Genomic DNA, 11,995 nt, shown 5'->3' on the forward strand with positions numbered 1-11,995 from the left:
CTTCCTCTTGCCAGAAATACCCCGGGGGAGTCGGCGCAGCCGACGGGGGCAGCGCCCCCATGCCCCGCCAGCAACGGGCACCACGCCATGACGCATTTCCTCGACATCCACACCACCGACCCGGCCGACCTGCGCGCGATGATCGACGCGGCACGCCGGATGAAGGCCGCGCGCCGCGACCTCCCCAGGGGCGCACCCGACGACGAGCAGCCGCTTGCCGGCCGCATGGTCGCGCTGATCTTCGAGAAGCCCTCGACCCGGACGCGCGTCAGCTTCGACGTGGGCGTGCGGCAGATGGGTGGGCAGACCATGGTGCTGTCAGGTGCGGACATGCAGCTTGGCCATGGCGAGACCATCGCCGACACCGCGCGCGTGCTCAGCCGCTATGTCGACCTGGTGATGATCCGCACCTTCGACGAGGCGGTGCTGCACGAGATGGCCGAGCATGCCGACATCCCCGTGATCAACGGCCTGACCGACCGGACCCACCCCTGCCAGATCATGGCGGACGTGATGACCTACGAGGAGCATCGCGGTCCCATCGCGGGGCGCAAGGTGCTCTGGTCGGGCGATGGCAACAACGTGTGCGCAAGCTGGCTGCAGGCGGCGGGGCAGTTCGGCTTCGACCTGACCTTCACGGGGCCCGCGCAGCTCGACCCCGAGGAAGACTGGATTCGTTTCGCGCGTGACAGGGGCGCCACGGTGCGGATCGAGCGCGATCCGCTCGTCGCGGCGAAGGACGCCGATCTGGTCGTGACCGACACCTGGGTGTCGATGCACGACGCGCAGTCGGCGCGCGAGCGGCGGCACAACCTGCTGCGACCCTACCAGGTCAACGCGCGGCTGATGGCGGAAGCGAAGCCCGACGCGCTCTTCATGCACTGCCTTCCCGCGCATCGAGAGGAGGAGGCGACCTCCGATGTCATGGACGGCCCGCAGTCGGTCATCTTCGACGAGGCCGAGAACCGTCTGCACGCGCAGAAGGCGATCCTGCGCTGGTGCCTGGGCGTGTGAGACAAGGCGCCGCGCGGGCGCCAAGCGGTTTGCAAACCGCTTGAAGGCGCTTGGAAGCGCCTTCGCCGCCCCGCCGCGGGGTCGCGAGCAATCCCGGGAGGTCGCGGCGGAAGCGGTTTGTAAACCGCTACCGCCGCGCGAGATCAGAAGGCGGCGATCAGCGCCGCCAGGTCCGGTTCGGCCACGACCTTCGCTGCCCTTGCCGGCGACATCCAGGCGCGGCGCCGTTCCTGCTCCTCCGGAAACCTGTCGGCGAGGCGTGCGACCTCGAGCGCGAAGACCTGAACCTCGACCAGCAGATCGGGCATGTGGCGGTTGCGCTTGACATAGCGATACTGGCCCAGCGGCACCATCGGGCTGTCGGCGGCGATCACGCCGGCCTCTTCCCAGGCTTCCTGGCGGGCGCTGCCGGGCGCGTCGAGCCCCGCGATCGGCCAGCCCTTCGGCAGCACCCATCTGCCGGTGCCGCGGCTGGTGATCAGCAGCACCTCGCGGTCTGCATCGCTGCCCCGATAGCAGAGTGCGGCCACCTGCCGGTGCAGGGTTCCGGCAGCCGCCGCATCGGAAAAGCCGCTCCAGTTGTCGCCGGGAGGCCGGGTCATTGTCGCTTCCTGCTCCCGCCGGGTTCGCCCCGACTGTAAGGCTTTGTATATACGTTTCCGTTACGGGAATGTAAAGATGACATCAAGGATTTGCGATACCTTGCGCCGCCTGGATACTCGTTTCGGTGCGGCCTGACTAGTCCGGGCTTTCGAAACTCTTCGTTCAGCCGCGGTTGCGCTTCGTCTTCAGCGTCGGGACCGCGGTCAGGGGATCCTCCGGCCAGGGATGCTTCGGATAGCGCCCGCGCATCTCCTTGCGCACCTCGGCATAGGAAGAGGCCCAGAAACCCGGCAGGTCCGCTGTCGTCTGCAGCGGCCGGCCGGCGGGCGACAGCAGCGTGATCCCGAGCGGGCTGCCGGCAACCTCCGGATGGGTCGCCTGGCCGAACATTTCCTGCAGCCGCACCTCGATCTGAGGCACCGCGCCCGCGTAGTCGATCGGCACCTCGCGCCCGAGCGGCGTGCGGAAGGTGGCGGGCACCACGCGGTCCAGCGTCTGTTCCGCCTCCCATCCAAGAGCTGCGCGCAATGCCGGCAGAAGGTCGAAAGACTGCCATGCCTCTGCCGTCCGCACGCCGGGGAGGAAGGGCAGGAGCCACTCCTCCGGTCGTGCCAGCAGCGCCTCTTCCGAAAGGTCCGGAAGGTCGTGGCCCGCTGCCCGGCCGGCGGCGACGCGCGCCTGCAGCCGCCGGGCCGCGGCGGAAAGCGGAAGGCCAAGCTTGCGCACCCCGTCCAGCATGGCGCGCGCGACCGTCTCCTGCGGCGCATCGTGCCAGATCCGGTCGTCGAGCGCGATGGCGCCCAGCCGCTCCTGCTGTCGCGCCACCACGCGCCGCTCGCGGCGCGACCAGTGGCACAGGTCCACCCAGGTGATCCTGTCGGCGAAAAGCGCCCGCAGCTCGCTTTCGGCGATCGGCGCGGCCTGGCGGATGCGCGCCTCGCGCGGGTCACCGTCCAGGTCGGTGGCGACGATCAGGCGTTGCCCCGCAAGCGGATCGTCCTCCGGCAACCGTGCACCCTTGCCGCCGCTGAGCAGGAAGCGGGGTGCGTCCCCCTTTCGCCGCAGGGCGATACGGTCGGGGTAGGCGAGCGCCGCCATGCCCCCGAGCGTCGGTGCCTCTGAACCGTCCTCGTCCTTCGGGACGATTTTCGCCAGCCGCGCTGCCTCGGCGCGGATGCGGTCCACGGCGCCGCGATTCGGCGTCCAGGGCCGGGAGCGCGCGAAACTATGCGGGTTGTGCAGGGCCTCGAGCCGCAGGGCGAGGTCCACGGGCGCGGCCCGCGGCAGCGGGTCGCGATCCGCCAGCAACGCGGCCAGCGGCGCGGCCCTGGAGCCTCCGAGCGTCAGCATGTGCCCCAGCCGCGGGTGCAGCGGCAGCGCAGCCAGGCGCCGGCCGTGCGGCGTGATGCGCCCGCGGGCGTCGAGCGCGCCAAGCAACGTCAGGAGCGCGACGGCCTCTTCGTAAGCCGCCGGCGGCGGTGGCGTCGGAAAGGGCAGCGCCTCCGGCGCGGCCCCCCAGAGCGCGAGTTCCAGCGCAAGTCCCGCGAGGTCCGCCACCTCGATCTCGGCCGGGGGGTACGCGGCGAGGGCACCCTCCTCGCCCTTCGACCAGAGGCGGTAGCATCTCCCCGGTGCCACCCGCCCGGCCCGGCCCGCGCGCTGCATGGCCTCGGCCCGCGTGACCCGTTCGGTGAGCAGCCGGGTCATGCCGGAACCGGGGTCGAAGCGGGCCCGCCGGGCGCGGCCGCCGTCGACCACCACGCGCACATCCTCGATGGTGAGCGAGGTTTCCGCGACCGACGTCGACAGGACCACCTTGCGGCCGTGGCGCGCGGGCCGGATCGCGGCGCGCTGGGCCGAGAGAGGGAGCGCGCCGTAAAGCGGGCGGATCGCGCAGTCGGCCGGCAGTCTGCCGTCGAGCAGCGCGGCGAGGCGGCGGATTTCCGCCTCGCCCGGCAGGAAGACGAGCACGCCGCCCTCTGTCTCTTCCACGCTCCTTGCGACCAGATCGGCAAGCGCGGGTTCGAAGCGCGTGCCGGCCGGCAACGGGCGATCGAGCCAGCGGGTCTCGACCGGAAAGCTGCGGCCTTCGGCCCGGATCACCGGCGCGTCCATGAGCGCCGCAAGCGGTCCGGTTTCCAGCGTCGCCGACATCGCGAGCAGGACAAGGTCCTCGCGCAGCGCGCCCGCGATCTCGAGGCAGAGGGCGAGGCCCAGGTCGGCAGCGAGCGAGCGCTCGTGAATCTCGTCGAAGATCACGGCGCCGATGCCCGCGAGTTCCGGATCGGACTGGATCATCCGGGTGAGCACGCCCTCGGTCACGACCTCGATGCGCGTTTCCGGCGAAACGGCGCTCTCGCCGCGGATGCGGTAGCCCACGGTCCGCCCCACGGGTTCGCCCAGCGTCTCGGCCATGCGTTCCGCGGCGGCGCGCGCGGCAAGGCGACGCGGCTCGAGCATCACGATTCGGCCCGGGGCGAGTCCCGCGTCGTGCAGCGCGAGGGGGACCCGCGTGGTCTTGCCCGCGCCGGGCGGAGCCTCCAGGACGGCGCGGGCACCTTGCCGCAGCGTCGCCAGAAGTTCCGGCAGCACGGCGTCGATCGGAAGGGTTGCAGGCATGATCCGCGGTTATGGGCCGGGCGCGTCCGCGCGTCCAGAGGCCGGCGGAAGCCGCTTGAAAAGCGGCTTCAAGGGCCTTGCAAGGCCCTTGCGCCCGGCCGCCCGCGCGTGGACAGTGCCCACCGCCGGGGGCGTCCCGGACAGACGCGGAGGCCGCGCATGGACATCGACAGCCTCGCCCGCGGCGTCGCGGAGGGAGACCGGCGTGCGCTGGCCCGCGCGATCACGCTGGTGGAAAGCGGGCGCGAGGATCACCGCAGCCAGGCCGTCGAGCTGCTGGAGGCCCTGAAGCGCGAGGAGCGCGAAGCGCTGCGGATCGGCCTGTCCGGCACGCCCGGTGTGGGCAAGTCGAGCTTCATCGAGGCCTTCGGGCTGATGCTGGTCGCGCGCGGTCTGCGGGTGGCCGTGCTCGCCGTGGATCCGTCGAGCGCGCGCTCGGGCGGCTCGATCCTTGGCGACAAGACGCGCATGGAGCGGCTGTCACGCGCGCCCGAGGCTTTCATCCGTCCCTCGCCGGCCCGGACGCAGCTGGGTGGCGTGGCGCGCCGCACCCGCGAGGCCGTGGCGCTCTGCGAGGCGGCGGGCTTCGACGTGGTGCTGATCGAGACCGTAGGCGTGGGACAGTCCGAGACCGCGGTTGCCGAGATGTCGGACCTCTTCGTGCTGCTGCTGGCGCCGGCCGGGGGCGACGAGTTGCAGGGCGTGAAGCGCGGGATCATGGAGATGGCCGATCTCATCCTGGTCAACAAGGCCGACGGGGACCTGAAAGCCGCGGCCGTGCGCACCTGCGCGGACTATGCCGGGGCGCTTCGATTGCTGCGCAGGCGCCCCGAGGACCCCGAGGATTTCCCGAAGGCGCTGACCGTCTCCGCCCTGACCGGCGAGGGCCTTGACGCGGCCTGGGCCGAGATGCAGGCCCTGGCCGACTGGCGGCGCAGGCACGGGCATTTCGCCGCTCGACGCGCCGCGCAGGACGAGGCCTGGTTTGCCGCCGAGGTGCGCGAGGGGCTGCTGGCGCGGCTCACCCGCGACCCGGCGACGCGCGCGCGCATGGCCGAGATGACCGCGCGTGTCCGCGCGGGCGAGATGACGCCGGAGGGGGCGGCGGCCGACATCCTTGCCGATCTCTGAGCGCGCCCGCGAAGTCCCGCCGCGTCGCCCGGGAGGATGCCGACGCTCATGCGGCATCGCCCCGGCGCCGACCCGCGCGGGCGTGGCGATTCCGGCTTGACACCCCCGGGGCAGTGGTGTTGAACGCGCGAACGAGTTTCCGGGCGCCCCCGCCGAGGGCCGGGCGGCGCCATTTTTCGTCGAGCCATGTCTCGCCAAGCCACGAGGATGCCATGTCGCGCCGCTGCGAACTGACCGGAAAAGGCCCGATGGTGGGCAACAACGTCAGCCACGCCAACAACAAGACGAAGCGCCGCTTTCTGCCGAACCTGAACGACGTGACCCTGCAGTCCGAGACGCTGGGCCGCGGCGTCAAGCTGCGGATCTCGGCGTCGGCGCTGCGGACGGTGGATCACCGCGGCGGCCTCGACGCCTTCCTCGCAAAGGCGAAGGACGCGGAACTGTCGCCGCGGGCGCTGAAGGTCAAGCGCGAGATCGAGGCCGCGCGGACGTCCGCCGAGGCGTGACCGGACGCGGGCGTGTCGACCGATCGGGTCGGGCATGATCCTGACGCCGACCGGCGTTCGGCGGGATCGAGTCGCGCGGGCTTGTGAACACTTGGGGCCCTTACCCGTTTGACGTGGGGGTTCCCGTCCCGTTGGGGACTCATGACTTTCGCTCAGGCGTGACTGTCGCATGGAAGCCTGCCGCGCGTTGTTGTAAGGCTCCGCGCATGACCATCCGGTCCCCCCTGCTTGCGCTGCTTCTGGCGCTGACGCTCGTCGTCACGGCGCAATCCGCTGCACTGGCGCGCACCCAGAACGTCCCGGCGGGCGCCGTGGTGATCTGCACTGGCGGCGGTCTCGTCACCATCGAAATCGACGCCGAGGGCAAGCCGACGGGGCCGGCGCATGTCTGCCCGGACGCGGTGGCAAGCCTTGCCGCGCCGTCGTCTGCCACGCCGGAGGTGGCCCGCCCGACAGATGCGACGGCGGATGCCGCGGCCTTTGCCGCGCTGCCCGCGCCGCGCGGGCACGGGGCGCGTGCCGGCGCCGCACGCGATCCGCCACGCCACCTCTGATCCGCGACTGACACACCCATCCGGACTTCGTGACAGAGGAGACGGCCCATGCCGCTCAGGACACACTTCCTTGCCGGTGCGCTTGCGCTGGCAGCCCTTCCCGCCGCCGCGACGGACGACATCACCGTCAGGGACGCCTATGCCCGCAGTTCCGGCGCGATGGCCGCCTCGGGCGCGGCCTTCATGGTGATCGAGAATCACGGCGGGGCGAACGACCGGCTGATCGCCGCCGCCTCGGACGTGGCCAAGCGCACGGAACTGCACACCCACCGCGAGGACGACATGGGCGTGATGCGCATGATCCACGTCGAGGAGGGGTTCGATGTGCCCGCAGGCGGCACGCTCGAGATGCGGCGTGGCGGGCATCACGTCATGTTCCTCGGGCTGTCCGAGCCCTTAGAACAGGGCGACAGCGTGATGCTCACGCTGGAATTCGAGACGGCCGGCGAAGTTACCGTCGAGGTGCCGGTGGATCTTGAACGCCAGCCGATGCACGGCGCGGGGCGTGGCCAGGGCGGACAGATGAACTGACCGTCGAACTGACCGTCGCGCCGCGCCGCCGGTCCGGGCGTGTGCCCCGGGCCAGCGGCGCCGCGCCTCAGCCCTGCCCCAGGTCGTTCACGATATCGCGCAGGATCGGGCGCGCCGCGTCCAGCGACATGCCGGGCGCAAGGCGCGGATCGTAGAGGATTCGCAGCAGCACCTCGTCGTGGCTCGTGAGAAGCGCGAACTCGTCATCGTCGTTGAAGATGGAGGGTCTGGCGCGCGGGCTGTCGTTCGGCAGGCCAAGGCCCTGTGCCACTTCCTCGTGGATGCACGACCGGCGCATCAGGTCCGGATGCTCGGCCCGGATGAAGGCGATGGCCTGCGCATAATCGTATCCGTCGGGCTCGGCCGAAAAGGCCAGCACCAGGCAGTGGATCGAGCGGGGCAGCCGGCGAAAGATGTCCAGCGCGGCAGGGTCGATGTTGGGCACCAGCTGGCGGATGCGGTCGATCGCCTCGCCGCGGTCATCCTCGCCCATGACGAGCACATGGAAATTGGCCGACGCCGGGTCAGAGACGCTGATCGGGTGCCGGGTCACCCGCGCCAGCCGCGCGGCAAAGCTGCGCAACTCGTTCTCGTCACGGGTCCGCTGGGCGCGGTCCACCGTCGCGCCGAACTCCATCGTCATCCGCACCGGGCCGGGCCAGCGCTTCAGGCGCGTCGGCTCGGACGAGGCACGCCTCAGCCCTGACCCCCGGGCATATTCGTCATAAAAGGCGATGCGCTCGAAATTGGCCAGGATCTCCCGCGCGCCATAGGGCGTGTCCGGCCCGCCGCCGTCGGTGCGCAACAGGCCACGCGCGAGGAGGTCCTGCTGCAGCCGCTGGTAATAGGCTGAAAGCGCGCGGCTTTCGTCCGAACGGCGCACGGGTGGCGGGTCCGGGCGCATGGGCACAGTGGCGCCGGCCTGCTGCTGCTGCGGCGGCGGTGCAGGGGGCAGTGCGGGTTCGCAGCCGGTCAGCAGCGCCAGCGACGCAGCCGCGGCAAAGAAGCTCAGGCGCAGCGAGATCACGTCGTCGACGCCTCCGCGCCCGAGGCCGCGCCCCGGGGCACGCTGCCGCCCCCGCGGGCACGCGACTTGGCGGATTTCAGGGTGTCCCGCAATTCCGTCTCCATCTTTTGAAGTTCCGCTTCGGCGGCGGTGCGGCGGGCCTTGCCCTCGTCGGCGATCTGCAGGCTCTCCTCGATCGTGGCGATCAGATCCTGGTTCGCCTTCTTCACCGCCTCGATGTCGAACACGCCGCGCTCCATCTCCTGCCGGATCGCGCGGTTGCTCTCGCGCAGGTTCTCGGCGTTGGCGGTCAGAAGCTCGTTGGTCAGGTCGCTGGCCTCCTTCACGGCCGCCGCGGCCTCGGCCGATCGCTGGATGGTGACCGCCTGCGCCAGCTGCGTTTCCCAGAGCGGCACGGTGTTCACCAGCGTCGAGTTGATCCTGGTCACCAGGCTCTTGTCGTTCTCCTGCACCAGCCGGATCGAGGGCAGGGACTGCATCGTGACCTGGCGCGTCAGCTTCAGGTCGTGCACCCGGCGTTCGAGATCGTCGCGCGCGGCGCGCAGGTCGCGCAGCTCCTGCGCCTTCATGACCTGCGCCTCCTCCGGCGCCTCCTGCACGGCCTTTTCGCGCGCGGGGATGTCCTTGGTGTCGAGCTCCTGCAGCTTCGCCTCTCCCGCGGCGATGTAAAGCGCGAGCTCGTCGTAGAAGGCCAGCGTCTTCTCGTAGAGCAGGTCGAGCGACTTGATGTCCTTGAGCAGCCTGTGCTCGTGCCTGAGCAGATCCTCGGTGATCCGGTCGATCTGCCCCTGCACCTCCTCGAAGCGGGCGGTGAACTTGGCGAAGGGCGCGGTCCGGCCCAGCAGACGCTCCCAGAGGGTGCGCTCGCGCCGCACGTCGAGTTCGGAGACGGAAAAGCCCCGGATCGTGGTCACGATGCCGCGCAGCGAGTCGCCTGCGGGCCCCACGTCCTTGTTGCGGACGTCGGCCAGCATGGACTGGCTGATTTCCTGCAGTTCCGCCTGCGCGGCAGAGCCGAAGGAGACGATCGAGTTCGTGTCGCTTATGTCGATCTCGTCCATCCGGCGGCGGATCTCGGACGAGGTCTGCGGGTCTGCCTGTGCGAGCGGCACGATGGCTTCGGCCTCCTGCGGGTCGGGCAGCGTCACGGCGGTCACCTCCTCGACGGCGCCTGCGGTCTGGGCGGCCTCGCTGCGCACTTTCTCTGACATGAACTGATCCTCACTCTTCGCTGTACTCGGTGCGCAACCCTTCGCGTTTGAGCCGGTCCCGCAGGACCTCGATCTCGACGTTCAGGTCGGCGCGGTCGTTCTGCAAGAGTTTCCGCGTCCGCGCGGCGAAATTCTGCTCCAGATCGTCGAGCAGCGAAAGGTAGTCGCGCCGCGCCGCCTCGTTCCGGCCGCGTTCGGCGATGCCTGCATATTTCGCCGTCGCGTCGCGTGCGCCCATCAGATAGACCGACAGGAAGCGCCGCGCCGAGGTCAGGTCGCGCGGATCCTGCTCGACGGTGCGAAAGAGCTGCTGCGCGGTGCGCTCGAACCGCTCCACGCGCGTCTCCAGCGGCCGGTCGCCCAGCCGGGCGACCGTGTGGCGCATCTCGGCCAGCAGGCCCTCTGCCTCGTCCACGGCCCGGGCCACGCGGTCCTGCTGGAACCGGTCCACGCCTTCCACGCCCTTGTCGGACAGTGGGTCGATCCCGAAGGCGGTGACGTGCAGGGCGGTTCCGATCACACCGTAGAGTGCCGCGCCCAGAAGGTCGGTGCCGCCGATGCCTGCGGCGATCACGGTGCCCGCACCGGTCAGCAGGCTGGCAAGGATCTTGCGGGGCAGGGCGGGGCGCCGGGCGACCTTGCGGTCGTGATAGGCGGCCTCGGCGCGCAGCCCCTCGCGGGTGAGCCAGGCCGCGAGCGCCCAGAGCGCCCCGCCGACGAGGCCGAGCGCCAGCCGCTCCGGCCCGCCGCCCAGCGACATGAAGGCCAGCACCGCCGCCGGCAGGTAGAGGAAGTTCACCCGCGCGCCGCCAGGGTCGATGCGAAAGCGGGTCGGCGTGGTGGACAGCCGCTTGGCCGCCTCCTTCGCCTCGGACCCGTCCGCGCGAGGATCGGGACTGTGCTTGCCGCCGTAGCGCCGGGCCATCACTCTGCCCCCAGCCAGCCCGCGGCGGTGCCCAGCATCACGGCCATCAGCAGGGCGTAGGCCACGCGCTGCACGGCGTTCAGCCGCCCGCCGGGCCGGCCCATTGCGCGCCCCGTCCGCTCGCCCGTCTCCGAGACCAGCGACACCGTGATCGCGGCGGCCGCGGTCAGCACCGCGGCGAGCAGAAGAACGAGGATCAGGCGCGACACGCGTGGCTCCCATCGGCTTGCGCGGGCAACATAGGTGTTCGGCAGGCGAAGGGCTAGGTGCCGCGCCCCCCGCCGCGCGGTCTGCCGCCGCGCGGTCCCGTTGGCGTGCCGCGTCCGCTCCGCTGGCCGGTGCGCGGCTTTTCCGGCCCTGAGGAGGCGTCCTGCCGGGGGCGACCCGGCGCGGCCTTGCCCTTCGCCGCCGGTCCGGTCGCGCGCGCCTTGCCCGGCGGCGCGCCCTCTTTCGGTGCCGGACGGCCCTTGCGGGCGGATCCGGGCCTGTCGCCGGGCGCGCCCTTCTTCGCGGTCGGCCTCAACCTTTGGCGCTTCGGCGCCGTCTCTGCCTCCGCATCCGCCAGCCCGAGCTGGTCGCGCACGATGCGGGGCTTGACCTCCTCGACGGCACCCGGTTTCAGCTCGCCAAGCTGGAAGGGGCCATAGGCCACCCGGATCAGTCGGTTGACGGACAGGCCCACCGCCTCCATCGCGCGGCGGATCTCGCGGTTCTTTCCCTCGCGCAGGCCGATCGTCAGCCAGGCGTTGGCGCCCTGCTGGCGGTCGAGCCGCACGGTCATCGGCTGAAAGCGTTCGCCGTCGATCTCCAGCCCCCGGCGCAGCGGATCGAGCCGCGCGTCGTCCGGCCGGCCGTTCACCCGCACGCGGTAGCGCCGGGTCCAGCCGGTCGAGGGCAGCTCCAGCTTTCGCTTCACCGCGCCGTCGTTGGTCAGCAGCAGCAGCCCCTCGGAATTGAGGTCCAGCCGCCCCACGCTCATCACCCTCGGCATGTCCTCTGGCAGATCGTCGAAGATGGTGGGGCGGCCCTGTTCGTCCTTCGTGGTGCTCACGAGGCCCGTGGGCTTGTGGTAGAGCCACAGGCGCACCGGCTCGGGCGCGCCGATCTCGCGCCCGTCCACGGCGATGCGGTCTGCCGGCACGACGTTCAGCGCCGCGCGCTCGATCTGCCGGCCGTTGACCGTGACGCGCCCCTCGGCGATCAGGCGCTCGGCCTCGCGCCGGCTGGCCACGCCGGCGCGGGCGAGTACCTTGGCGATGCGCTCGCCGGTCCTGGGGATGTCGTCCTTGCGTGCCATCCCCCGCCTCTAGGCGTCGCGCGCCCCTTGCGCAAGCGCCGCGCGCGGCCCTATTGCGCCCCATGCCGTTCCGTTCGCACATGCAGGCGGCGCTCGAAGAGGCGCGCGCCGCCGCCGCCCGCGGCGAGGTGCCTGTGGGCGCCGTGGTGGTCGATCCGCAGGGCCGCGAGGTGGCGCGCGCCGGCAACCGCACGCGCGAACTGGCCGATCCCTCGGCGCACGCCGAGATGCTCGCGCTGCGCGCGGCCTGCGCCGCGGCTGGGTCCGAGCGGCTGCCGGGGCACGCGCTTTACGTCACGCTGGAGCCCTGCGCGATGTGTGCGCAGGCCATCGCGTTCGCCCGCATCGCGCGGCTCTACTATGGCGCGGCGGACCCGAAGTCCGGCGGCGTGGCGCATGGCGCGCGGGTCTTTTCCCACCCGCAGGCGCACCACCGCCCAGAGGTCTACGAGGGGCTGGCAGAGGCCGAGGCCGCGGCGCTCCTGCGCGCCTTCTTCGCGGACCGGCGCTAGCGGGCGGGATCCGCGCGGGTGGCGACGGGCACGGGTCGCGACAGGCTCACGCCGACGATCCCCAG

General features: G+C 71.4%; 13 protein-coding genes. 6 read left to right on the forward strand and 7 right to left on the reverse strand.

Features of this window, described 5'->3' with window-relative positions:
* The first annotated feature begins 87 nt into the window (after positions 1 to 87).
* Positions 88 to 1,014, forward strand: coding sequence for an ornithine carbamoyltransferase (argF, locus tag ACLFOB_RS05255; protein WP_410925305.1), 927 nt, complete (start codon positions 88 to 90; stop codon positions 1,012 to 1,014).
* Between the two features lie 143 nt (positions 1,015 to 1,157).
* On the opposite strand, the gene ACLFOB_RS05260 is transcribed toward argF, so the two are convergent.
* Together ACLFOB_RS05260 and hrpB are read right to left on the reverse strand one after the other, a co-directional pair.
* A complete protein-coding gene (locus tag ACLFOB_RS05260) occupies positions 1,158 to 1,616 on the reverse strand; it encodes an NUDIX hydrolase (RefSeq protein ID WP_410917267.1) in 459 nt (152 codons plus the stop codon).
* 163 nt (positions 1,617 to 1,779) lie between these two features.
* Positions 1,780 to 4,236, reverse strand: a complete 2,457-nt coding sequence (gene hrpB, locus ACLFOB_RS05265) for an ATP-dependent helicase HrpB (RefSeq protein ID WP_410925307.1) — start codon at positions 4,234 to 4,236, stop codon at positions 1,780 to 1,782.
* A 159-nt stretch (positions 4,237 to 4,395) separates the two neighbouring features.
* On the opposite strand from hrpB, the gene meaB reads away from it, so the two are divergent.
* From meaB to ACLFOB_RS05285, 4 genes are all read left to right on the forward strand, one after another.
* Entirely contained in the window at positions 4,396 to 5,367 is a 972-nt protein-coding gene (gene meaB, locus ACLFOB_RS05270) for a methylmalonyl Co-A mutase-associated GTPase MeaB (RefSeq protein WP_410925309.1), read from the forward strand.
* 212 nt (positions 5,368 to 5,579) lie between these two features.
* Positions 5,580 to 5,873, forward strand: coding sequence for a 50S ribosomal protein L28 (gene rpmB / locus ACLFOB_RS05275; RefSeq protein ID WP_410917264.1), 294 nt, complete (start codon positions 5,580 to 5,582; stop codon positions 5,871 to 5,873).
* Positions 5,874 to 6,079: 206 nt separating this feature from the next.
* Positions 6,080 to 6,427, forward strand: coding sequence for a hypothetical protein (locus tag ACLFOB_RS05280; RefSeq protein WP_410925311.1), 348 nt, complete (start codon positions 6,080 to 6,082; stop codon positions 6,425 to 6,427).
* Positions 6,428 to 6,475: 48 nt separating this feature from the next.
* Entirely contained in the window at positions 6,476 to 6,958 is a 483-nt protein-coding gene (locus ACLFOB_RS05285; RefSeq protein ID WP_410925313.1) for a copper chaperone PCu(A)C, read from the forward strand.
* Positions 6,959 to 7,025: 67 nt separating this feature from the next.
* Here ACLFOB_RS05285 and ACLFOB_RS05290 read toward each other — a convergent pair whose 3' ends face one another.
* Genes ACLFOB_RS05290 through ACLFOB_RS05310 form a run of 5 tightly spaced genes read right to left on the reverse strand, consistent with a single transcriptional unit; the run spans position 7,026 to position 11,418 of the window.
* A complete protein-coding gene (locus ACLFOB_RS05290; RefSeq protein ID WP_410925339.1) occupies positions 7,026 to 7,982 on the reverse strand; it encodes a DUF2927 domain-containing protein in 957 nt (318 codons plus the stop codon).
* Positions 7,982 to 9,196: a toxic anion resistance protein gene (locus ACLFOB_RS05295; RefSeq protein WP_410925315.1), complete on the reverse strand. Its 1,215-nt coding sequence runs from the start codon at positions 9,194 to 9,196 to the stop codon at positions 7,982 to 7,984. The genes ACLFOB_RS05290 and ACLFOB_RS05295 overlap by 1 nt, the downstream gene beginning before the upstream one ends.
* 10 nt (positions 9,197 to 9,206) lie before the next feature.
* A complete protein-coding gene (locus tag ACLFOB_RS05300) occupies positions 9,207 to 10,121 on the reverse strand; it encodes a 5-bromo-4-chloroindolyl phosphate hydrolysis family protein (RefSeq protein ID WP_410925317.1) in 915 nt (304 codons plus the stop codon).
* Positions 10,121 to 10,330 carry a hypothetical protein gene (locus ACLFOB_RS05305; RefSeq protein ID WP_410916431.1) on the reverse strand — a complete coding sequence of 70 codons (210 nt, stop codon included), beginning with the start codon at positions 10,328 to 10,330 and terminating at the stop codon, positions 10,121 to 10,123. Before ACLFOB_RS05305 ends, ACLFOB_RS05300 begins: the two co-directional genes overlap by 1 nt.
* Positions 10,331 to 10,383: 53 nt before the next feature.
* The gene (locus ACLFOB_RS05310; RefSeq protein WP_410925319.1) at positions 10,384 to 11,418 is read right to left on the reverse strand and encodes a pseudouridine synthase; all 1,035 of its coding nucleotides are present in this window, start codon (positions 11,416 to 11,418) and stop codon (positions 10,384 to 10,386) included.
* Positions 11,419 to 11,480: 62 nt separating this feature from the next.
* Between ACLFOB_RS05310 and ACLFOB_RS05315 the strand changes: the two genes are divergently transcribed.
* Positions 11,481 to 11,930 carry a nucleoside deaminase gene (locus tag ACLFOB_RS05315; protein ID WP_410916429.1) on the forward strand — a complete coding sequence of 150 codons (450 nt, stop codon included), beginning with the start codon at positions 11,481 to 11,483 and terminating at the stop codon, positions 11,928 to 11,930.
* Positions 11,931 to 11,995 lie beyond the last annotated feature (65 nt).

It is taken from the genome of Rhodosalinus sp. (assembly GCF_046542825.1).
In the GTDB taxonomy this organism is placed as follows: domain Bacteria; phylum Pseudomonadota; class Alphaproteobacteria; order Rhodobacterales; family Rhodobacteraceae; genus Rhodosalinus.

What these genes read in the sequence shown, in the direction of transcription:
- ACLFOB_RS05310 (WP_410925319.1), bottom strand. Translation starts at nt 11,418, where the DNA reads ATGGCACGCAAGGACGACATCCCCAGGACCGGCGAGCGCATCGCCAAG.
- ACLFOB_RS05285 (WP_410925313.1), top strand. Translation starts at nt 6,476, where the DNA reads ATGCCGCTCAGGACACACTTCCTTGCCGGTGCGCTTGCGCTGGCAGCC.
- argF (WP_410925305.1), top strand. Translation starts at nt 88, where the DNA reads ATGACGCATTTCCTCGACATCCACACCACCGACCCGGCCGACCTGCGC.
- ACLFOB_RS05295 (WP_410925315.1), bottom strand. Translation starts at nt 9,196, where the DNA reads ATGTCAGAGAAAGTGCGCAGCGAGGCCGCCCAGACCGCAGGCGCCGTC.
- ACLFOB_RS05300 (WP_410925317.1), bottom strand. Translation starts at nt 10,121, where the DNA reads ATGGCCCGGCGCTACGGCGGCAAGCACAGTCCCGATCCTCGCGCGGAC.
- ACLFOB_RS05280 (WP_410925311.1), top strand. Translation starts at nt 6,080, where the DNA reads ATGACCATCCGGTCCCCCCTGCTTGCGCTGCTTCTGGCGCTGACGCTC.
- meaB (WP_410925309.1), top strand. Translation starts at nt 4,396, where the DNA reads ATGGACATCGACAGCCTCGCCCGCGGCGTCGCGGAGGGAGACCGGCGT.
- ACLFOB_RS05315 (WP_410916429.1), top strand. Translation starts at nt 11,481, where the DNA reads ATGCCGTTCCGTTCGCACATGCAGGCGGCGCTCGAAGAGGCGCGCGCC.
- ACLFOB_RS05260 (WP_410917267.1), bottom strand. Translation starts at nt 1,616, where the DNA reads ATGACCCGGCCTCCCGGCGACAACTGGAGCGGCTTTTCCGATGCGGCG.
- hrpB (WP_410925307.1), bottom strand. Translation starts at nt 4,236, where the DNA reads ATGCCTGCAACCCTTCCGATCGACGCCGTGCTGCCGGAACTTCTGGCG.
- rpmB (WP_410917264.1), top strand. Translation starts at nt 5,580, where the DNA reads ATGTCGCGCCGCTGCGAACTGACCGGAAAAGGCCCGATGGTGGGCAAC.